This is a genomic window from Colwellia sp. 75C3 (assembly GCF_002836255.1).
GTDB lineage: Bacteria > Pseudomonadota > Gammaproteobacteria > Enterobacterales > Alteromonadaceae > Colwellia.
Genome location: NZ_PJAU01000039.1, coordinates 1 through 21,726 on the forward strand (window position 1 = coordinate 1; position 21,726 = coordinate 21,726).

Annotated in this window: 15 protein-coding genes; 11 read left to right on the forward strand and 4 right to left on the reverse strand. The window is 38.7% G+C overall.

Translation table 11 applies throughout. From position 1 onward, the window contains the following. Positions 1-151 precede the first annotated feature (151 nt). A complete protein-coding gene (locus tag CXF85_RS08890; protein ID WP_101228182.1) occupies positions 152-2,389 on the forward strand; it encodes a M4 family metallopeptidase in 2,238 nt (745 codons plus the stop codon). Positions 2,390-2,440: 51 nt separating this feature from the next. On the opposite strand, the gene CXF85_RS08895 is transcribed toward CXF85_RS08890, so the two are convergent. Beyond that, a complete protein-coding gene (locus CXF85_RS08895; RefSeq protein WP_101228183.1) occupies positions 2,441-3,226 on the reverse strand; it encodes a substrate-binding periplasmic protein in 786 nt (261 codons plus the stop codon). A gap of 368 nt (positions 3,227-3,594) precedes the next feature. Between CXF85_RS08895 and CXF85_RS08900 the strand changes: the two genes are divergently transcribed. The 9 genes from CXF85_RS08900 to prs all read left to right on the forward strand — a co-directional run bounded on the left by CXF85_RS08900 (position 3,595) and on the right by prs (position 13,951). Continuing rightward, positions 3,595-4,461 carry a putative selenate ABC transporter substrate-binding protein gene (locus CXF85_RS08900; protein WP_101228184.1) on the forward strand — a complete coding sequence of 289 codons (867 nt, stop codon included), beginning with the start codon at positions 3,595-3,597 and terminating at the stop codon, positions 4,459-4,461. Beyond that, positions 4,461-5,171: an ATP-binding cassette domain-containing protein gene (locus tag CXF85_RS08905; RefSeq protein ID WP_101228185.1), complete on the forward strand. Its 711-nt coding sequence runs from the start codon at positions 4,461-4,463 to the stop codon at positions 5,169-5,171. Before CXF85_RS08900 ends, CXF85_RS08905 begins: the two co-directional genes overlap by 1 nt. Before the next feature lie 9 nt (positions 5,172-5,180). Beyond that, complete coding sequence (locus CXF85_RS08910; RefSeq protein WP_101228186.1) at positions 5,181-6,692, forward strand: PhnE/PtxC family ABC transporter permease; 1,512 nt, start codon at positions 5,181-5,183, stop codon at positions 6,690-6,692. 131 nt (positions 6,693-6,823) lie between these two features. Next, a complete protein-coding gene (locus CXF85_RS08915) occupies positions 6,824-7,804 on the forward strand; it encodes a hypothetical protein (protein WP_101228187.1) in 981 nt (326 codons plus the stop codon). A 229-nt stretch (positions 7,805-8,033) separates the two neighbouring features. Beyond that, positions 8,034-9,803: a vWA domain-containing protein gene (locus CXF85_RS08920; RefSeq protein WP_101228188.1), complete on the forward strand. Its 1,770-nt coding sequence runs from the start codon at positions 8,034-8,036 to the stop codon at positions 9,801-9,803. A gap of 21 nt (positions 9,804-9,824) precedes the next feature. Next, positions 9,825-10,421: a sigma-70 family RNA polymerase sigma factor gene (locus CXF85_RS08925; RefSeq protein ID WP_101228189.1), complete on the forward strand. Its 597-nt coding sequence runs from the start codon at positions 9,825-9,827 to the stop codon at positions 10,419-10,421. After that, a complete protein-coding gene (locus CXF85_RS08930) occupies positions 10,411-11,244 on the forward strand; it encodes a hypothetical protein (RefSeq protein ID WP_101228190.1) in 834 nt (277 codons plus the stop codon). The genes CXF85_RS08925 and CXF85_RS08930 overlap by 11 nt, the downstream gene beginning before the upstream one ends. Before the next feature lie 189 nt (positions 11,245-11,433). Next, positions 11,434-12,963, forward strand: a complete 1,530-nt coding sequence (locus CXF85_RS08935; RefSeq protein ID WP_101228191.1) for a thymidine phosphorylase family protein — start codon at positions 11,434-11,436, stop codon at positions 12,961-12,963. A 28-nt stretch (positions 12,964-12,991) separates the two neighbouring features. After that, positions 12,992-13,951, forward strand: coding sequence for a ribose-phosphate diphosphokinase (prs, locus tag CXF85_RS08940; RefSeq protein WP_101228192.1), 960 nt, complete (start codon positions 12,992-12,994; stop codon positions 13,949-13,951). A 191-nt stretch (positions 13,952-14,142) separates the two neighbouring features. Here the strand turns inward: prs and CXF85_RS08945 are convergent, their stop codons facing one another. Continuing rightward, positions 14,143-14,328, reverse strand: coding sequence for a hypothetical protein (locus CXF85_RS08945; RefSeq protein ID WP_101228193.1), 186 nt, complete (start codon positions 14,326-14,328; stop codon positions 14,143-14,145). 641 nt (positions 14,329-14,969) lie between these two features. Here CXF85_RS08945 and CXF85_RS08950 point away from each other — a divergent pair. Continuing rightward, on the forward strand, positions 14,970-16,805 hold the full coding sequence (locus CXF85_RS08950; protein ID WP_101228194.1) for a monovalent cation:proton antiporter-2 (CPA2) family protein: 1,836 nt from the start codon (positions 14,970-14,972) through the stop codon (positions 16,803-16,805). 194 nt (positions 16,806-16,999) lie between these two features. On the opposite strand, the gene CXF85_RS08955 is transcribed toward CXF85_RS08950, so the two are convergent. Both CXF85_RS08955 and CXF85_RS08960 read right to left on the reverse strand, forming a co-directional pair. After that, positions 17,000-17,593, reverse strand: coding sequence for a PEP-CTERM sorting domain-containing protein (locus tag CXF85_RS08955; protein WP_101228195.1), 594 nt, complete (start codon positions 17,591-17,593; stop codon positions 17,000-17,002). Between the two features lie 39 nt (positions 17,594-17,632). Then, complete coding sequence (locus CXF85_RS08960; protein ID WP_101228196.1) at positions 17,633-21,601, reverse strand: ExeM/NucH family extracellular endonuclease; 3,969 nt, start codon at positions 21,599-21,601, stop codon at positions 17,633-17,635. Positions 21,602-21,726: the final 125 nt, after the last annotated feature.

Below are 21,726 nucleotides of genomic sequence, written 5' to 3' on the forward strand. Positions count from 1 at the left end.
GATTTTACTGCTACGTTTAATTTGTCAGCAAAGACTGACTAAAAATCCTCCAATCACTTTTAAACAAAATTATGTTTAAGTTTTTGGAGATAATAAAAATAATGTCTGGTTTTACCCCCAGATACAAAATTAAGTTAAATAGGAATATCTCATGAGAAAATACAATAAGATAACAAAGTTGTCGTTAATCGTCGGTGCATCTCTTGCCGCATCGGCATTCAACACTAATGCCACTGAAGTTACTTCAATGACAGTGCAAAGCCAAACAGCAAATGGCGTTCCATCTTTTGTTGTTGGTGAGCTAGGAAATATGACGCAGAACACCGCAGCCCAAGCACTGAAAGATATCATTGCTAGCCAGAATGAATATGCCGCGACCGGTAATGAAAACTTTAACGTTCGTAGACAATGGACAGATGAATTAGGAAAAACGCACACACACTTTAACCAAACTATTAACGGCATTAAAGTTTATGGTACAAGTATGATCATGCATGCTAATAGCTCTATAGGCGTATTAAGCACAGCTAATAGCCAAGCAAATATTTATGGTATCACTGGAAGTTTAGCTAAAAGTCCAATAGCTACACTATCAACGTTCAATAGTGTTAACACTCTGAATAATAACAATGCCAACACCGGTAAAAATCAAGCAATCGCTGCAGCCCAAAGCATTGGCGACGTTAACGGTTCAGCTGAACTTGCTTACCTTTATATACCTTTGACTGAAGAAACAAAACTGGCCTATCGAGTAGAAGTATCTTGGGACAACGGTGGCGATGATTTTGGCCGTGACTTCGTTTACTTTGATGCACATACCTCTGAAGTATTAAGCAGAGAAGCACAAGTCCATTCTTCAAAAAGTTGGAAAACCTATACCTTAAATGGTGGCTCAGCTAATTCAGCGCCTGGTTCATTGTTGTGTACTAACAACCAAAGCTGTGGTGGCAATGCTGCTGCACAACGGGCACATGATGGCGCAGCAAAAGTTTATGACTATTACCAAAGTAAATTTGGTCGTGATAGTTTAGATAACAATGGTATGACATTAATATCAAGTGTTGATATGGGTGTCGCGAATGCTTATTGGACTGGGGCTCAAATGATTTACGGTCAAGCATCAAATGGCTTGAATGATTTTACTAGTGATTTTGATATTATTGGCCATGAATTAACGCATGGTGTAACTGATAAAACCGCCAATCTTGTTTATGCTAATGCCTCAGGAGCACTGAACGAAGCTTGGTCAGATATTTTAGGGCTTTCAGCTGAATCATACCGTAACGGCACAACAAGCTCATCTTGGTTACTCGGTGATGGTTTATATAACACCCCAGGTAAAGCATTACGTTATATGGACAACCCAACCAAAGACAACTACTCAAAAGATTGGTGGCCAGAACGTATTCCTTACGTAAGTAACCCAAACAATAATAACGACCAAGGTGGCGTACATGGTAATTCGGGTATTGCGAACTTAGCGTATGTCTTATTGGTAGACGGTGGTACTCACCCTCGTAACAAATCAACCGCACAAGTACCAAGTATTGGTATGGCTAAAGCTGAGAAAATTTTCTATCGTGCACTTGTTACTTATATGAATCAAAGCACTAACTTTGCCGGTGCAAGAACAGCAACAGCACAGGCTGCACAAGATTTATATGGTACTACTGAAAAAACAGCAGTTGAAACAGCTTGGTGTGCTGTAGGTGTTGGCGCTTGTCCTAATGGTGGTACTGATCCAACAGACCCTGTTGGTAATGTGTTAACTAATGGTGTTGCGGCTTCAAATTTAGCAGCATCATCAGGCTCAGACATTGTTTACACCATGGATGTACCTGCCGGAGCAACTGACATTAGCTTTATTAGTAATGGTGGTTCAGGCGATGCTGACATGTATGTGAAATTTGGTTCAACGCCAACAGATTCAACCTATGACTGTCGCCCTTACAAAAATGGCAACAGCGAATCTTGTTCTGTTACATCGTCTGGTGGTACTTATTATGTTCGTTTAAAAGCGTACTCAACCTTTTCAGGTCTCAGCTTAACGGGTAGTTACACAACTAGCACTCCGGGTGGTAACGATCCTATTAATGATACTTTATCTAATATTTCAGTAACTCAGGGACAATGGCAACGTTATACGCAAGTATTACCTGCAGGTTATACCGATATGAGTATTAGTATTTCGGGAGGATCTGGCGATGCTGACTTATATGTCCGTAAAGGAGCACAATCAACATCTACTGTATATGATTGTCGCCCCTATAAAAATGGCAACACTGAAAGCTGTAACTTCACTAGCCCAGGCGAAGGAACTTATTACATAGATGTTTATGGATATAGTACTGCAGCGGGTATAACGTTAACGTTACAAGCGAACCCTTAATTATTTATTAAGGTAGAGTAAAATAAGATGAAACTAGTCAACCACGGTTGACTAGCTTTCATCTACTATCGACCATTTATGCTTTATTTCACGTAATTTTCCTGACGTTACTAGTTCAGCATAAGCGGCTTGAAAACGTTCGATTAGCTTAGGTTCAGTATTAAAACCAAAAGCAATACTTAAATTACTTTGTAAACCTTTTGCTTCTTGTAATTTTTTTAGTTTTGAAAAATCATAATCGATACTATGGCTTAGTGACTTTAAAATAAGTTCATTGCTGAGGATAATATCTATACGCTGCTTTTCTAACATAAGTAAACGTTGTTCACCTTTAACCACTTTATAAATGTTTTTAAAACCATTCTCTATTAAATATTGCTCAGTATTGTTTTCATTTATGCTGGCAATAAGCATACCTTTTATTGAGTCTAAGGATTCATACTCTTTAGTAATCTTACTTTTTAATCCCCAAAAATAGAACCGCTCATATTTTAAAGGCCCAACCCAATGAAACAAGGGATCACGCACTTTCGTGTGGGCAATGGAATAAACGAGTATATTAGGCTCTCTGCGGGCAATACCGTAAGCTCTTGCCCAAGGTAAAATGTGAATATCTGGGATATCACCGGTGATTCTAAATAATTCACTAATAACTTCAGTCGCATAGCCACCTAGAGAGCCGTCTTCCAACTTAATTTGATAGGGTGGTAAATACTCAGTGACAACTTTAATTTCCTCTGACTTAGCGGAAAAACTTGCCAAGAATACAAGGCCTGCTAAAGCAATTAAAGCTAGATGAGAGTTAAAAACGTTAGGGAATGTACCTTGATAATTCAATCTTACCTACTGTAAATTTAAGGAGATACTAACCATCATCCTAGCGTATAAAAAAAATAATGACCATATCAAAGTAGATATACGCTTATGCTACTTTTATGGGCCTAAAATTATTTAATCAGCCATCTATCAGCCTTATAACTTCAGAATACAAATGACAACTGCCACTATATGACGATAGATGATAAAATAGCAGAATATTGCCTGCTAGATGAAGCAGCACCTCAGGGACTAACATTCATTTTTATCAGTGAATCGTGTGTGAATCACACTTTTCAAGTGATTATTCACCATTAATCATCCACAATTTTTTGCATCAATTAAATGACATAGACTAGATTGATGCCGTTCTACTAAACAGAGATATGATGAAAGCATTGACCAAATTAATAGCACTATGTGCATTAACACTTAGCCTATTTGTAAGTAACAACGCGAACGCTACAACATTTACTTTTACCGCCATTCCAGATGAAGATGAATCTCAGCTAAGAACCCGTTTTGAAAAGGTTGCTCTGTATTTAGAGAAGGAGCTTGGTGTTGAGGTAAAGTATATACCGGTTAAATCATACTCAGCCGCAGTAACCGCCTTTAGAAATAACCAAGTGCAACTTGCCTGGTTTGGTGGTTTATCTGGCGTACAAGCCAGAAAATTAGTGCCTGGCTCAAAAGCCATTGCACAAGGTTATGAAGACCAATTTTTCAAAAGCTACTTTATCGCCCACTATAGTACCGGTTTAGCGATGAGCGACAGCTTTCCTGATATCAGTCAAAAAACCTTCACCTTTGGCTCAAAAGGCTCTACTTCTGGTAGATTAATGCCGCAATATTATATCGAGCAACACTTAGAGAAAAAGCCACAACAAGCCTTTAAACGCGTTGGCTTTTCTGGTGACCATAGTCGGACTATTGCCCAAGTTCAAGCAGGTGCTTACCAAGTTGGCGCTGTTAATTATAAAGTATGGGAAAGTGCCCTAGCCGCTGGAAAAATTGATACTAATAAAGTAAAGGTTATTTGGGAAACCCCCGCCTACCCTGATTATCAATGGACAATACGTTCAGGTGTTAATGCCCAATTTGGCGAAGGGTTTGCTGATAAAGTTCAAGCAGTACTGCTTAATATGAATAACCCCGAGCTCCTTAAGAGTTTTCCACGCTCTTCCTTTGTAAACGCTGATAATAAAGATTTTGAACCGGTATTAACTGTCGCTAAAAAGATAGGACTTATCGATTAATGATCACTATCGACAAGCTAAACCTTCATTATGATAGAACTGCTGGCTACAATACTGGTAAGAAAACCGGCAAAAACAAGGCATCTACACAGGTGATTTTTGACCTGAGCCTAACAATCAGTGAAGGTGAGAAAGTTGCGATTATTGGTCCCTCAGGTGCTGGGAAATCTAGCTTGTTACACCATTTGTATCAAACATTACAAAACCGTGCAGCCCTTTGTTCACAGCGCCAAGGCTTAGTTGATAATTTAAGTATTTACCACAATATATTTATGGGCGCTTTAGCGCGCCACCACTGGTTATTTAACCTAGTGAATTTAATTAGACCTTTCAAGCAAGACCTGAACAATATTACTGCACTTTGTCAGCAATTAGAATTAGATCAGCCTTTAACTAAAAAGGTAGATAAACTCTCTGGTGGGCAAAGACAACGCGTAGCCTTAGCAAGAGCTCTATATCAGCAGCAAGATATTTTTATCGGCGATGAACCTTTTTCCGCGCTCGACCCCTTAATGACATCAAGATTACTCGAAAGCGTATTAGCACAGCACAACAGCGTAATTATGGTGATGCATGACCGAGAATTAGCCATGAGCGCTTTTGACCGCGTTATCGCGTTAGATAAAGGACGACTGGTGTTCGACAGCAAACAACAGCATGTAGACCAACAGCAGATCACCAAACTATTTCAAACGAGCGCAGTCGCGTAAGCTTATTTTATGCCACAACTGCAGCAAGTTAAAAACACACATTATCCCTTGGGTTATTGGCAAAAAGTCACTGTATTAATCTGGCTTATCGCGCTGCTTATTATTCCTTTCGCTGATATAGAAATTGTAAACTTCGACCCTTTACTTGAGTTAACGCTCATGGCTCAAGGATTAATGGCTCCTGACTTTTTTGCCACCGAATACTTGTTCCAAGCCGTTATTCAAACGATTAACTTTGCCATTATAGGCGTCTGTTTAGGTCTCGTACTCGGCGCTCCTTTAGCCTTAATATATCAACACCCAATCGTATCGAGTTGCTGCGCTTTTTTCCGTGCTATCCATGAAATTTTCTGGGCATTGTTATTCTTACAAATATTTGGTCTGTCTCCTATGACCGGAATTTTGGCCATCACCATACCGTTTGCCGCCACCTTTGCCCGGGTGTTTCACGATATCATCAACCAATCGTCTGATAGCCCATTAGAGAGTATCGATAGCCGCGCAGATATTATTAGCCGTTTCACCTACGGGAAAATAGCGCAAGTCTTGCCACAACTTATGGCCTACACTCGTTACCGTTTTGAATGTGCCTTGAGAAGCAGCGCCGTATTAGGCTTTATCGGAATGCCAACATTAGGTTTTTATATGGAAACCGCTTTTAGACAAGGAAACTATAACGAGGGCGCGGCGTTATTAATCATATTTGTAACGCTTATCGGCACCATTAGTTACTGGTGCCCACCCAAATTAATGATGGTTTATTTCATTATCGCTTGCCTGACTCTAGTGGATATTCCAGCAGTAGATAGCAGCTTACTGGTGCGCTTTATCAGCCAAGATATTTTGCCTCCCGCGTTAGTAAACGTCGGGACTTTTGCAGAGGTTCAATGGGCATCACTCACTACTTGGTTTACCGACCTATTAGTTGAGCAAGCTATTCCCGGCGGCATTGCGACTATCACCTTAGCGCTACTTGCCTTAGCAGCCACCCACGTTGTTACTTTAAACGCCCATGCCCTAGCGAGTAGACAGTTATGGCCGACACCACTGACTTGGCTTGGCCAGTTAATATTATTAATTGGTCGCTCAGTACCCGAATATATCTTAGCTTTTATCTTTTTAATGTTGCTCGGCCCATCGATGTTACCGGCGGTTATCGCGTTAGCCATACACAATGGCTGCGTTATCGCTTATTTGGCTGTCAAGCAAAGTAACGCCATTGCTCCGCAACAGATGCAAATGAGTAAGTTTAATCAGTTTAACTATCACATAATGCCTAATATCTACCCCAACATGATGGCCTTACTGTTTTATCGTTTCGAGATCATAGTGCGAGAAACTGCTGTCTTTGGAATTTTGGGTATTATGACGCTAGGGTTTTATATCGACAGTAACTTCAGCGAAATACGCTATAGCAATGCACTCGTACTTATCACCTGTACCGCCCTGCTTAATGTTGCCATTGATATTTTATCAAGGCGCCTACTTAAGTTTCCAAAATCGAGCCAGACTCGTTGTTAACTCGTCTATTTGACCATCTAACTGGTCTTTCTTTATCTAATTATTAATGATCACTTTGTGCGCATTGTTGACCTTACTAATTGAAAAGATTAAAGTCTTCTTAGAACGACAAGCAGACAACGCAATAGTCAATGGTAAAAGGAATTACCTTTTCACCTGCATTGATTTATATAAACATTTTAAATTTCTCGGATATCAAGGAGGTCAACATTATAAACAAGGAGATTAATAACCATTTACTTCATAAGTTTGATATTTTATTTATTGCTTTTTTTTCGTTAACCCCTATTTCGAAAGAAATAATACCTAATGATATAGTGCTCCATTATTGGTTTCCTATTTTTAGCGTATTATTTTTTGTTGCAGCCATACCTTATATTGATTCAATCAAAAAATATTTTACGTTAGTCCTTATTTCATTTATCTCTGGCGTTATTGTTGCCAACTTATACTCTGACCACTTTCATGGTTACGGCATTATTTTCTTTCTTCTGTATTTGAAAATATTTGTCGTATCGAGTGTTGTAGGTTTCATATCGGCCAAATATTGCTGGCATCAAATTGAAAGGCGGTTGTTTAATAAAAAAGAGTTGTTCTTATGGGCAGGCTTTATTGTTCTATTCTTGGCTGTAGGAATTGCTTCTATTATTTTTGATGTTTCATCAGAAAACAAACTACATGGTGAACTCAGAAAAAGGTATCAGTTAGCGGAAAACATCAGCGCATACTATAACCGAAGTAGAAATAAGAACATTAATAATCAAGTTGTTATTGAACAAAAATTAATCGGCGATCTTTATTCAGGAAAAGAGGGCATAATTAGTCACGGTTATGGCGGTAATATTATTGCTTCAAGTGATCATAAAGGTATTTCTCTTGTTTATGAAGGGATTCCTGAAAATGAAGCCTGTAATATGTTTGATTATTTCTCTTCGCCGAATATCTATGGTTTTGATGATACTTTTGTTAATGACGTGTTAGTTAGATCACGCGTTAACTATAAAAACATAATAAATAGCAAAGACATCTGCTATGAAAGTGATGATAAAGTGACCATACGTTACACTGGCTCGTATGAAAATTTCGATCGGGCTTCAAAATACTTACGCTAATGACCGCTCATTGGTGGTAAAGCAGACTACTTATTAAGATAAATTCATGTCTTAATTAGGCCTGCTTTGTGGTAATAGTGAGCTTTAGCTGTGTGCAGTAACTCCCCGAATTAAAGGTCGAATAAAGACAAAATAAATTAGTTAAATGACAAAAAACTTAATTTATTTTAACCCTTTTTATCAACTGACTCGTTTATATCAATAACATCACTATTAACCTGAGACGATTATGAAAAAACTATTTAGCATTTCCCTGATCAGCACCGCTTTATTATTGACTGGTTGTGCTCAAGAAAAAGACCTCGCAGCAAGTAATGAATCGATTAACGCAAAACAGGAAGTAGTAATAGCCGAGCAAAAACAGCTAGCCGATAGAACCCGCAAACAAATGATGGTTGACAAAAAAGCAGTTAAACTTACAAGAGAAAAACTGATGTCTGCACAAATGAGCTATGTATCATTGTCAGAAAAAAAATACCGTTCTGTTGGACAAGTCGGTCAAATGCCGCCCGCACATTTTATCAATGAAGCGAATAATAACGAGAAATATTCACATCAAAAATCTAACGGCACTTTATTAGTCGCTGAACAACCCGTTTCAACATTCTCCATTGATGTCGACACCGCCGCTTACGCTAATGTTCGACGACTACTCAATCAAGGTAAATTACCTCAACACGATGCGGTTCGAGTCGAAGAGTTAGTTAATTATTTTTCTTATGACTACCCTACGCCTACAAAACAGCCATTTTCGGTTTATAGCGAAGTCGCCCCTAGTCCTTACAATGCTGATAAGTATTTATTACACCTTGGCATTAAAGGTAAAGCGGTTCCTAAAACAGAGCGACCCGCAGCCAATTTGGTTTTTTTACTCGATGTTTCGGGTTCAATGAATAATGCTAATAAAATGGGCCTGTTAAAAAACGCCTTGAAAATGCTGACTAATCAATTAAATCAGGATGATAGTGTTGCCATTGTGGTCTATGCAGGAGCCGCAGGTGTGGTATTAAAACCAACTAAAGGAGACAATAAACCGGCAATAATCGACGCGCTTAGTCAACTTTCCGCGGGTGGTTCAACAAATGGAGGAGCGGGCATTGAAGCAGCTTACCGGTTAGCCCAGCAATCCTTTATTAAAGGTGGCATTAATCGAATAATGTTAGCTACAGATGGCGACTTTAATGTTGGCACCGTTAACAATCAAGCCTTAAAAAACCTGATTGAAAACAAACGAAAGTCAGGTATCGATTTATCAGTATTAGGCTTTGGCTCAGGTAACTATAATGATGAATTAATGCAGCAACTTGCCCAAACTGGCAATGGTAATGCTTATTACATTGATAATTTACATGAAGCGAGAAAAGTATTAGTAGAAGAATTGTCATCGACACTATTTACGATTGCCAAAGATGTCAAAATTCAAGTTGAATTTAACCCGAGTATCGTCAGCGAATACCGCTTAATTGGTTATGAAACTCGCGCACTTAAACGTGAAGATTTTAACAACGATAACGTTGATGCAGGGGAAATTGGCGCGGGACATACCGTAACAGCAATCTATGAAATAAGCCTTGTGAATGGAAAAAATAAAGCCAACGACACATTACGTTATCAAGCTCAAAATACAGCCCATCAAACCACAACTAAAAACCAAAATGAGTTTGCATTCTTGCGTTTACGCTATAAAAACCCCACAGAAAATAGCAGTCAATTAATAGAAGTGCCATTGTTAAAAAGTGATATTATTGAATCGATAACAGCAACGAGTAATAGTTATAAATTTTCAGCAGCAGTCGCAGGTTTTGCCCAGTTATTACGTGGTGGCGAGAACCTTTCGACAATGAATAAAAAAGATATTATCGACCTAGCTCAACAAGGTAGAGGCGAAGATCGTCATGGCTATCGAGGAGAATTCATAAATATGGTTAAACTTGCCCAAGCTTTATCTCCACAACTCAGTGCTAGTAACGGCGCTAATAATGCTGTCGATCATGAGTAAAGTCCTTAGGCACTGCCATTAATGACCCAATCGGAATTAACTATTCAGAAGACCGACAAAAACATTGTCGGTCATGAAGTCACGGATGAGGCGCTGATGATCACCTATGCCGAAGGTGATGCTTCAGCATTTGAGCAACTTTATCAGAGGCACAAACGCGTGATTTTTCATTTTTTTATCAAACAGGGATTATCAACTGCCATCGCTGAAGAGCTATGTCATGATACTTGGTTGAAGTTAATAAATGCTCGGAAAAATTACCAAGTTAGCGCACAATTTAGAACGTACTTATTTACCATTGCCCGCAATACATTAATCGATCATAAAAATAAAAAAAGTAATCAAAAAGAAGAAACTCATGCTGATTTAACAGAAACACCAATCGCCTTAAATAATACAGATCTAAGTAACCAACAAAGACAATTGGCACAAGCACTCACAGCCAATATTGCCGCATTGCCTATTGAGCAACGCGAGGTGTTTTTGTTAAAACAAGAATCAGGCTTTAGCATCGAACAAATTGCAAAAATTACCGCACAACATAAAGAAAAAGTAAAAAGCAGTTGGCGATATGCATTACAAAGACTGCGCAAGGGGTTATCTGACTATGTCATCTAAACTAACGAAGCCAACAAGCCATTTGCAAGAAGATGAGGCGTTTATCAATACCTTATATCAGCAATTTCCACCCGATGAAGATCAACAGCCGAGTGAATTTTTAGATAAACGTATTATAAAAGCCGCTTATCAAGCCGTTGCAACAGAGTCTGCTAAAACTAACAAGAAAAAAATCACCTGGTTTCACTCCTTAGCAACAGCCGCGTCTTTAATTTTAGTGATCAGTTTGGTTTTTCAGCAACAAAACCATATTTTACCCTCAGCAGAGACGAGTACCAACGTAGTCAGTACCTCACAAAAAGATAAACAAATGAGTACTAAAATGATGGCCGACGAAGCAGTAGCAGCATTCTCAGCCCCCGAGCCAATGATGGAAAAACAAGGGGTGATAGTACAACAAAGTGCCTTAGCAAAGTCTCTTACATCAACAGTAATAGCGTTAAAAAATCAACCGCGTAAAATAGAAAATAAAGACTATCGACAAGCGACTGAAATACAGAGATTAAATCAACAAAAACTTGCCGTATCTAAACGTTCACCGTCAGTAAAGGGGCCGGTTGCACAAAAATTTACCCTTGCCCAATATCAGCTTTACACAGTGAAAAATGCTCAGCTTAGCGTAGAAAATAAAATAATGTGGTCGCTCATCAATGAGCAAGCCGATAGTTATTACATTACTATTTATCTACCCGATAACAATACAACGAATTACCTACTAGCAAAAACGCAATTTAAACTAAACGCTTTACCGGTTAAAAATCACGATAAACGCATACTAAATAAGCAGGTGTTTTCAGAAATAATCTTAACAAATAGGCAATAATACTTTTTCTGTCATTCCAAACCGCTACTATACTGCCTTTGTTCCGGCTCAATATAATAAATGCTTATCCGCTTTTGAAATGAGCCGGGCTATCAAAATTAAATTAACAACAACTTGATCTGAAACTACTTAACCAAACAGCTTTTCTACTACACTTATATTAATCACCTCACTCGGAACAATGGTGTCATGTTAAAGATCAAGTCTGTTGCCATTGATACGTTTAAAGAAAACGTTGCCTACTTACATCGCGAGTGCCCTCTTTATCGTACCGAAGGCTTTCAAGCCTTGATGAAAATTGAAATATACCTAAATAAAAATGATACCCCTATTCTTGCCGTACTTAACATTGTTGATGATACCAGCATCGTCAACATTGACGAGTTGGGTTTAAGTATTCAGGCATTTAAACAGTTCGATAAAAAACAAGGCGTTAAAGTCAGTATTGCGCCAGCTAAACCACCAATATCACTGGCCGCAGTCCATAAAAAAATAGCAGGTGAATCCCTTAATGAAGAAGAATTCCAACTGATCTGCCAAGATATCTTAGAAAACCGTTACTCTAAAATGGAAATTGCCGCTTTTTTAGTTGCCTGTAGTCACAGTGGTTTAGAACGTGAAGAAATATTTTTCCTAACTAAAGCTATGGTTGAATCAGGAAAACAGCTTAATTGGGGCGAGTCTATTGTGGTAGATAAACATTGTATTGGCGGTATTCCGGGTAATAGAACCACCATGGTTGTTATGCCTATTGTTGCTGCCCATGGCATGTTAATGCCTAAAACATCAAGTAGAGCAATAACCTCCCCAGCAGGCACAGCTGACACGATGGAAGTACTCGCCAAGGTTGATCTTTCCATAGAGCAAATGAAAAAAATAGTACAAAAATACCGCGGCATGCTTACTTGGGGAGGCACAGCTAAGTTAGCCCCTGTAGATGATATTTTAATTTCCGTTGAACGCCCACTCGCTATGGATTCAACAGGTCAATTAGTGGCTTCTATTTTATCGAAGAAAATTGCTGCCGGTTCAACGCACTTACTGATTGATATTCCCGTGGGTCCTTCGGCCAAAGTACATCAAAATATTGATGCATTAAAACTCAGAAAGTTATTTGAATACATAGGTGACCTCTTTGGCTTACATATTGAAGTAGTCATCTCTGATGGCTCACAACCTATTGGCAATGGTATTGGTCCTGCGTTAGAAGCAAGAGATGTACTGCAAGTATTAAGTAACCAAAAGCATGCACCAATTGACTTACGAGAAAAATCACTGAGATTAGCCGGAAGAATCTTAGAGTTTGATCCTGATATTCGAGGCGGTCAAGGTTACGTGATTGCCCGTGACATTCTTGAATCTGGTCGAGCCTACGAAAAAATGCAAGACATTATCCAAGCACAAGGTAGACAAGAAACAACACAAACCAAAGCACGTTTTGAGCACAATGTAATTGCCTCAACAGCAGGTTATATCCATGCAATTGATAACTTGAAAATATCAACTATTGCAAGCTTAGCGGGTGCGCCTATCGACAAACATGCTGGTATTGATTTACATAAAAAAGTGGGTGATAAAGCCAATAAAGGCGATATTCTCTTTACAATTTATGCTGACTTTAACAGTAATTTTGGCTTTGCCACTGACTTTGCTAACGATAATGAAGCCTACACCTTAAAAACGACTCAACCAATTGAGCATGATAATTACTTTATATAATACCCTTTACTCTTGTTAGGAAAATAAAATGACACTGATTCTAGGTTTCGATGATTATTTATCACCCGCTAAACAACTTGCCAAAAGCATGCAAGCTGAATTTGAACTAATTAAGCTGCATCAATTTCCCGACGGTGAAACAAAAGTAACGCTACCGATTAATTTACCCAAAAAAATCATTATTTGTCGTACCTTAAATCAACCGAATAATAAGTTAATAGATCTCATCGTAACCGCAAGCGCCGCGCGTAGTCAGGGTGTTGAGCACATAACCTTAGTAGCGCCCTATTTATGTTATATGAGACAAGACATTGCCTTTAATGAAGGTGAAGCTGTTAGCCAAAGAATAATTGGTAAGTTACTCAGCGACTACTTTGATAGCGTCATCACCGTAGATCCTCACCTACATCGCATCAATAAGCTGATAGAAGCTATACCAACTAAGCAAGCTATTGCTTTGCACGCAACCAATGCTATGTCGAATTTTTTGCAACAACACTTTAACGATCCAATAATTATTGGCCCAGATGAAGAGTCAGCACAATGGGTGAAGGCTATTGCCCAGCCGCAGAATTGGCGCTACAGCATAGCCGAAAAAAAACGTTTTGATGATAAACATGTTGCTGTCAGCTTGGGTAAGTTATCAAGTGGTGATGACCTGAGGTCTAATGATTTAAGCTCTATCGACTTAAGTACAGGTGACTCAAATACAGATAGGAGCTTATCGATAAATCTGAATAATCAAGACGTGGTTATTGTTGACGATATAGCTAGTACAGGAAAAACGCTAGAAAAAACTATTCAACAACTACAACAGCATAAACCTGCGAACATTTCAGTGTTAGTCACTCACGCCTTTTTTGTCGATGGTTCATTAGATCGTCTAAGAAGCTTAGGTGTAACTAACATTTGGAGTAGCGACAGTGTTATCCACTCAAGCAATGCTTTTAGCATCATTGAGACTATTGCTGAGCAGTTAAATAATTGAGATTACAGAGTAATGAGAATGGAGTATATCAGCCAAGCTATTCAGCTGTTTTCTAGTAGGGATAATTCTGAAGGAAATAATAAAACCCTCTCGACTAAGGTTATTCATTAACCTTAGTCGAGAGGGTTGATAATGTTCAAAACAATGAGGGCTTTAGTTAACACAGTAACGAAGTGTTCATTTTAATAGCGCTAGCCACCAACAGGAACTATGCCTTTAACCGTTAATTCACCTAGAGTTTCTGTAACATCAACTTTATGGTATTTAAGGGCAAATGACATTGCTTGTAGTTTACATTGATTTTTACCATCAATTAGAATTTTACTTTGTGGGGATAACTTTATTTTACGGATCGCTTGCGGGGTATTAAATTCCATTTTCATAATTCCTTTAAAGTAGATATGCATTTTTGTACATTTAACGTACAACAATAAGTGTAGGCTAAATCTTAAATAATGCGAATTAGGTAGGATTTCATCCTTTTATCTTTTACAAGCAAATAAATAATCTGCGTCATTAAAAAGCTAAAGTGACTATATTAATTCAACAACTTTAATTAATACCAAATTGATTAAGTTCTTTCCCACTCAGCGAGAATTAAAAGGCTTAGAGGCAAGGCATTGATTGAAGAGAATGGTTATTCAGGAGGATGTGCTCCTGCATCCTCTAATAAGCTGCATCCATGCAGCGTCCTTGTCAAAATCAATAACGCTGCATAAAAGCCTTTTAAACTCGCCCTTGGGAGCTCATTGCTAAACTGATAACATCACAAAATTAATGAAATATAGAATAACTATGTTTAACAAATTTTGTTTGTTCTAAGCACATCAATGAAGCTCTGAGTAGGGAAGAAATTTAATCAAATTGGTATAACACATCTCCAGTATTTTGAAACAAGAATATTGAGTTGTAACGAGTATAGTGCTGAGAATAAAGCTATTATTCATCATAGAGTTAATAAGAAAATGTGCATGACTCAGTATTCCCATTAATTAGTAAGCACAATCAGGAGTAAACAATGCTAGAAATGGCTGTGATATATCTTGCTGCGGCAATCATTGCTGTACCCATAGCAAAGCGCGTCGGCTTAGGGTCCGTGCTTGGTTATTTATTAGCTGGGATTTTAATTGGGCCTTTTTTATTAGGTTTAGTTGGCGATCAAACTGATGTGATGCACTTTGCCGAGTTCGGCGTTGTGATGATGTTATTTTTAGTCGGTCTTGAATTACAGCCCTCTCGTTTGTGGAAACTAAGACATTCCATTATCGGCCTAGGTGGCTTGCAAGTGGTGGTAACGACAATAATCATTTCTGCTGCCTGTTACCTTGTTTTTTCGTTAGCATGGCAAACCTCCCTTGCCATCGGTTTAATGTTGGCACTCTCTTCTACCGCCATTGTTTTACAAACGTTAAATGAAAAAGGTTGGATAAAACAAGAAGCGGGTCAAAACTCATTCTCAGTATTACTCTTTCAAGATATTGCCGTTATCCCTATTTTGGCATTAGTGCCCTTGTTAGCCTTTAGTGACAACATTACTGCCTCTGGCTCTCATGGCAACTTGATAGAACATTTTCCGGTGTATATTCAAACGGCAATATCAGTTGGTGTTATCGCTGCGATAATTTTGGCAGGTAAATATGTTTCTGCACCTTTATTTCGTTATATCGCCGAAACACGCTTACGAGAGTTATTTACTGTTTTTGCATTATTTCTCGTTATTGTTATCGCGGTAATTATGCAAAAGATTGGTTTATCACCCGCCCTAGGTACTTTTTTAGCGGGTGTGGTGTTAGCCGAAAGTGAATTTAGACATGAATTGGAAGTGGATATTGAACCGTTTAAAGGACTACTGCTTGGCTTGTTTTTTATTACGGTCGGCGCGTCAATAGACTTTCCATTACTGTTTGACGAGTTGGGTTTAGTGACGTTATTAGTGGTGTCATTAATTGTTATCAAAGCTGCGGTATTATTCTGTTTAGCGACATTATTTAAAATGGCAAAGAAGCAGAAATTACTCTTTACCCTTGCGTTAGCCCAAGGCGGTGAATTTGCTTTTGTGCTGTTATCACTCACTTCTACTTTACAAATACTCACGCCAGAACAAAGTAAAATCACTACCTTGGTAGTTGCTATCTCTATGTTGATGGCACCTGTTTTATTAATCATCTATGAAAAAATACTCGACAAAGAACAAGAGCACGATAGAGAATTTGATAAACCGGAAGATATTGAAGCAACCAAAAGCGTTATCATTGCCGGTTATGGTCGTTTTGGTCAAATAGTAGGCCGACTGCTTAGCTCGCAAGGTTATCATTTATCAATTTTAGACCACAGCCCCAGTCAAATTGAAATGTTAAAGAGATTTGGTAATAAAGTATTTTACGGTGATGCCGCACGGAAAGATTTATTAGAAGCCTCTGGCGCAAAAGAAGCACAGTTGTTAGTAATAGCTATTGATGATGCGGATAAAATCATTGAAATTGCGCTACTTGCGCAAAAGCATTACCCAAACTTACAAATTGTTGCCCGTGCAATTGATCGCCATCATGCCTATGAATTATTACGTATCGGTGTAAAAGCAATTAAGCGAGAAACGTTCGAATCTGCTTTAGAGCTAGGCATTTCAGCATTAGAGTTACTTGGCAATAGCCCCGAAGATTCTAAACGTGCAGGCAAGCTGTTTTCTGATCACGATAAAGAGTCTATGCATGTCTTATCTGAAGTATGGGGGGATGATCATAGTTACGGTGTTGCCGTGAAACAACGTATGGAACTGCTTCAGCAAGTACTCATCAGTGATAAAGAAGACCAAAGTAAAATGCAGACCTGTCAAAAGTCTAAAGAAGCCAATTAAAATTCAAATATAAACGCGCTAAAATCTAGCTAAAACTTAGATAAAACGTGGATAAAAATAAGAATAAAAAAAGCCCCTATCTCAACGATAAGGGCTTTAGTTAACAAACGCCTTTAACTCTCAATTTCAATCGACAGCTAAATACCGCTAACTTAATACCGATAACTTTATGTCGATAAGTTAAAATAGCTGAGTTAATTCATTTTTTGTTGGCGAACTAATAATGCTAAGCCCATTAATACTAGAATGATAGACGTCGGCTCTGGTACATCAACAGGATTACCTGAAGTAACAGAATAAGCTATATCGCTACTACTAACATGAGTAAAAGCATCGCCAAAATCATCACCAAAATCTAAGTTACTTAAATTTAAAGTGCTTGAGCCATTGCCAATCACAGTAAAGTCAACACTAGCTAAGACAAAGCTATTTAAACCATCTTGCACGGCTAATAGTTCTTCCCACCAAGCATAACTGATTTCTGATAAAGCTAAACTATCAGCAATAACATCAGTATATTGATCACTACCTACGTCAACATTGAGTTTATTACCAAAAGTGGTAGATACATAGTCTATTAACGAATTATCCCAAGAGACCGTAAAGTCAAAAGAAGCCAGTAATTTCTGAAAACCAACAGAGTCTTCTTCAATACCCGAAATAATAAAATCTGCGGTTAATACATCACCAATTTGGTAACTGTCTTGATTCAACTCAACACTGAGCAATGTTGCCTGACTACTTAGCGAAACTAGAAGTAGTGTTATCAGTAGTATTGTTTTTTTCATTGTTAATTCCTTTTTAATTTATTTGTTAATTGAATAAAATTAATTTTGTTCTACAGCACAGCGAGAACGCGTACATAAAGACATTAGTGCTCTTACATCACGACTATTAACTAGGTCATCGTTATTGAAGTCATACTGAATATCGTCAACATCACCGCTGCGAACCATAGCGGAGAATTGATTGACATCATTTCGGTCAATATCACCATCCGCATCAAAATCACCGACGAGTTCAACTTGGCTCGTTAAATTCAGTGAAACAATAACCGGATCATGATCTGATGCACGATAAGCATCTTCAGCAAAGTACTTTGATAATTGCTCAGACGACTTATATTCCGTGTTGTAATCAAAAATACGAGGTTCATCGGCATTGATATGCCAAACGGTGGTATCGACAACTTGGCTAGCTAAGTCATTACTTGCTAAGGCGTGATCTAAGTAACCTATCTCACCGCCAAAACTGTAAGAGTAACCCGCACTTCCTAAATGATCTGCCACCAAGTTATGATAATTACTGTCGGTAATGGCATTGATTGGGTCTTCTTTACCATAAGCATTTAAATCACCAATGATAAGAAAATCACTATCGGTAGAGCCGGTAGGGTTAGTAGTTAGCCATGCAGTTAAACCCTGTGCAGCTTGAGTTCTCAGTTCATTCCAACATCCTTGGCCATCGCCTTGATCAAGGTTATTGCCTGAAGCACTGCCGCAACTTCCTTTAGACTTGAAGTGATTAACCGCAATTGTTAATTCTTCATTAGTCGCTATTTCTTTGAAGGTCTGTACCAGCGGTTGACGGTTACCATAATCAAATGGACTTTGATTAGTCGTGACTGCATCACCCATCAAAACAACGGTAGCTGGCTTATAAATAAAACCGACCGTTATTGCATCACCACCAATACCAGCTTGGTTGATGCTAACGTAGTTATATGTGCCAGCACCTAGTTGCACATTCACCTGTGACACAAGTTCAGCAATGGCTGAATTACTAGCAAAGCCATCGTTTTCTAGCTCCATCAGACCAACAACATCGGCATTAATCTCTACTAAAGCTGACACTATTTTACTCGTTTGACGAGTAAATTCTTCTAGATTATCCGCACCGCGCGCCGTAGGAAAACCTTGACCAGCCCCATCACCATTAAAGTAATTTAATACATTAAAGCTTGCTACTTTCAACGAACCTGCCCCGGTAATATCGGGTTGTGCAGTTCTCGCATTAGTAGGACTAAACTGTGGAGTGTTGGTAGGTAAAAGACGATAAGTATTAAAACTATAATCAATAACGCCTGTTAAGTTAGCAACAGAATCACCTAAACGTAACGTATTTTGATAGCTCAATCCCGGTGCAGGAAATGGCACGTTATCAGGGTTTTGCGCATTATTCATATCATCTAAGGTGATACGATTCCGACTGTTTTTATCGGCTAAAGCGATAGCTTGTTCACTACCTGCATTATAGATATTAGTAGGAAGAATCAAACGCCCATTAGATAATGTTAATTGACCAAAGCGTGCCAAATTATAGGTATCACTTACTTTTAAGGTATCAGAGAAGCTAACCGCCATTCCTTCAATGGTTTCCCAGTAATCGGTAGTTGATACGGGTAAAGACACCATAGTCGCTGCAATTGGCTCACCAACACCACAATCAATAAAGTCAGTTGTTGCGGTTAACTGAGTACGACCATAACTCTCTTTTATACTGCCGTTTATTCGTACTTTATTGCCCGCGGTAGGAAAGTTTACAATATCGTTAAAATAAACAAAGATAGCTTCAGAAGACAGTAAATTTGTATCAGTATCTTGTGCTTCTTCTTGAACAAAATAGCCTTTTAAACTTGGCACAGCAAAAGTTACCGTCCCCTCAATCACCTTAACTTCGCCAATAACAGTTGAGTCTGTGCCACTTCCTTGGATTGCATTAATAAGATCGGCATCATCACCACACATTCCTATTACCGGGTCTTCACCTGTCCCAGGGTCTGTCGGTGGAGCAGTAGATAAATGGCTGCCTAAGTTCTCAAAAGTATCTTTTGAATTTGATGCCCATTGATCTGCTTTAATAAAGTCATCTGTACGGTCGGAGTCTCCAGAGTTTACTGACGCTAAGCGAACTAATGAAGTATCTTTGCCCCAATTTTGTCTAACACCATAGGTACCGATATTATCAATAATAATATCGCCATGAACGAGTTCGATATAATCGTCACCATTAAAGTTAACGGCTCCGACAAAGTGGTCAATATAAGGGACTAAAGCACTATCATTTGCAATTTGACTTGAACCTAAAACCACCACATCATTTGCGAGTAGTTGCCCAGTTAATGTGTAGCTACCCGTTACAGTTGAACTACCGTTGGAATAAAGTTTGAATTGATAATTAGTTAAGTCGATAGTTGCATCAGTCGGGTTATAAATTTCTATCGCTTTATTGAAACTCGAGCCTTCAACGTATTCGGAGAAAAACAAATCAACGCCTGGCTCTGTGGGATCTACCGGATCCACTGGGTCGACGGGGTCAACCGGATCTACGGGGCCAACATCTGAACATGATGCACTGTAAAGGGTTGCAATCCACTCAGGATGGTCAATAAATGGGTTACGGTTTCCTTGAAACTCATAAATTTTATTATTTCGATTAATTTCAAAGTCATCAACGGGATCCGCTTCACTCCACGCTAATAACGTACATAACTTACCTAATTTAGCTTCACCGCCAGAGGTGAGCATATCAACAACTTGTAAATCAGGTGTCACCGAATCCAATCCTGCATAGCGCGTATCCATATACAAAACGATACGAGCAACATCACCTTTTACTGCGTCTCTTGGTTCAAAAGAATTACCATCGACGCGATTTTCTGGCGACTCTGGCAAAGCATTATCACTGTTATCGAAATCTAAATTTCCTCGTGACGAGTTAACCGAAATATCAGTAGGTCTTAAGTGATGAATATCTGAATAAGCAAAGGCACTAGAGCTAGGGAAACCATGGCTTTTTGCCCATACATGTTCGCGGTTCCAATTATCAGGATTTGTCGATTGTGAACCGCTACCGTTTGAGTGTTTTGATTTTGAAAGACCGCGATAAAATAAAATGACATTGTCAGGGTTTAGGGGATCTTCATCCGTTACGGTTAGTGCAGTCCACGCTTCTGAATAAGTTAACTGCTTATGATTTGCCGAAATAACGTCATTGATATTGCTTCGGATAACGTCAGCATTTTGTGCTGACTCAATAGCGTTAATAACAGGAGCATAATAGCTGGTGTCATCAAAGTCTGCGGCACTCACTATTCGGCTTAAGTCTGGGCAATTATAGCAAGCATTCGTGACAGTACCGCCGTCATTGTTATCGCCACCATTATCTCCTCCATCGTCAACACCAGAGGTAATTAACACATCATCTAAACGTATGTATTCCGTGCCTGAGTTATTTGCCATAGACACTTTAACTTGCAGGCTACTTCCTTCAGGAATGGCTTGAGTGATAGTGACGGCAGTAAAGTCATCAATTAAGGTATGACTATCATTGCCCTTGCCTTGCCAGTTTTCTACCCTGACAAAAGGGGCATTATCTACTGAGTATGACAGGTCAAAGAAATCAGCTGACTCATGGTTACCATTTTCCTCTGCTAAAACAGAGAGTTTTACATTATTCTTCCCTTGAATACTAATAGACTCTGACAGCCAATCGACACTACCATCAACATCTCTAGCCTCGACTTTACTATTGCTCACTTTAAACCAATCGCTGTTCGCCGTTAGTTGAGCATTACTCACATCAATAGACCAACGCGTAACGCCACTCATATCAACTGTATCAAAAACAGCGCCTTTATCGGCTAGGGTCGCGTCATTAAAATCTTCTGACCAAAGTGTTTGTGCACTTAACGCACTGTGAGTCACAAAACTTGAAGCTACACACAGTGCAATCAAGCTTACATTTAACTTACCATTGCCAAAGAATCGATTTGGCCTTGCCTTACTAGTATTCATTTTATCTCTCCAGATTTTTTATTACTATTAGTGAAAAAATACTGCTATTGGCTAAAACTTCAACTTGATTCTGCACGATTAATGTTACAGTTTTGTTATTTAACAGTAGGATTCTTGTAAATCCT

Excerpts from the sequence above, each read along its gene's own strand:
- CXF85_RS08890 (WP_101228182.1), top strand. The coding sequence starts at position 152 with ATGAGAAAATACAATAAGATAACAAAGTTGTCGTTAATCGTCGGTGCA.
- CXF85_RS08900 (WP_101228184.1), top strand. The coding sequence starts at position 3,595 with ATGAAAGCATTGACCAAATTAATAGCACTATGTGCATTAACACTTAGC.
- CXF85_RS08905 (WP_101228185.1), top strand. The coding sequence starts at position 4,461 with ATGATCACTATCGACAAGCTAAACCTTCATTATGATAGAACTGCTGGC.
- CXF85_RS08910 (WP_101228186.1), top strand. The coding sequence starts at position 5,181 with ATGCCACAACTGCAGCAAGTTAAAAACACACATTATCCCTTGGGTTAT.
- CXF85_RS08915 (WP_101228187.1), top strand. The coding sequence starts at position 6,824 with ATGGTAAAAGGAATTACCTTTTCACCTGCATTGATTTATATAAACATT.
- CXF85_RS08920 (WP_101228188.1), top strand. The coding sequence starts at position 8,034 with ATGAAAAAACTATTTAGCATTTCCCTGATCAGCACCGCTTTATTATTG.
- CXF85_RS08925 (WP_101228189.1), top strand. The coding sequence starts at position 9,825 with ATGACCCAATCGGAATTAACTATTCAGAAGACCGACAAAAACATTGTC.
- CXF85_RS08930 (WP_101228190.1), top strand. The coding sequence starts at position 10,411 with ATGTCATCTAAACTAACGAAGCCAACAAGCCATTTGCAAGAAGATGAG.
- CXF85_RS08935 (WP_101228191.1), top strand. The coding sequence starts at position 11,434 with ATGTTAAAGATCAAGTCTGTTGCCATTGATACGTTTAAAGAAAACGTT.
- prs (WP_101228192.1), top strand. The coding sequence starts at position 12,992 with ATGACACTGATTCTAGGTTTCGATGATTATTTATCACCCGCTAAACAA.
- CXF85_RS08945 (WP_101228193.1), bottom strand. The coding sequence starts at position 14,328 with ATGGAATTTAATACCCCGCAAGCGATCCGTAAAATAAAGTTATCCCCA.
- CXF85_RS08950 (WP_101228194.1), top strand. The coding sequence starts at position 14,970 with ATGCTAGAAATGGCTGTGATATATCTTGCTGCGGCAATCATTGCTGTA.
- CXF85_RS08955 (WP_101228195.1), bottom strand. The coding sequence starts at position 17,593 with ATGAAAAAAACAATACTACTGATAACACTACTTCTAGTTTCGCTAAGT.
- CXF85_RS08960 (WP_101228196.1), bottom strand. The coding sequence starts at position 21,601 with ATGAATACTAGTAAGGCAAGGCCAAATCGATTCTTTGGCAATGGTAAG.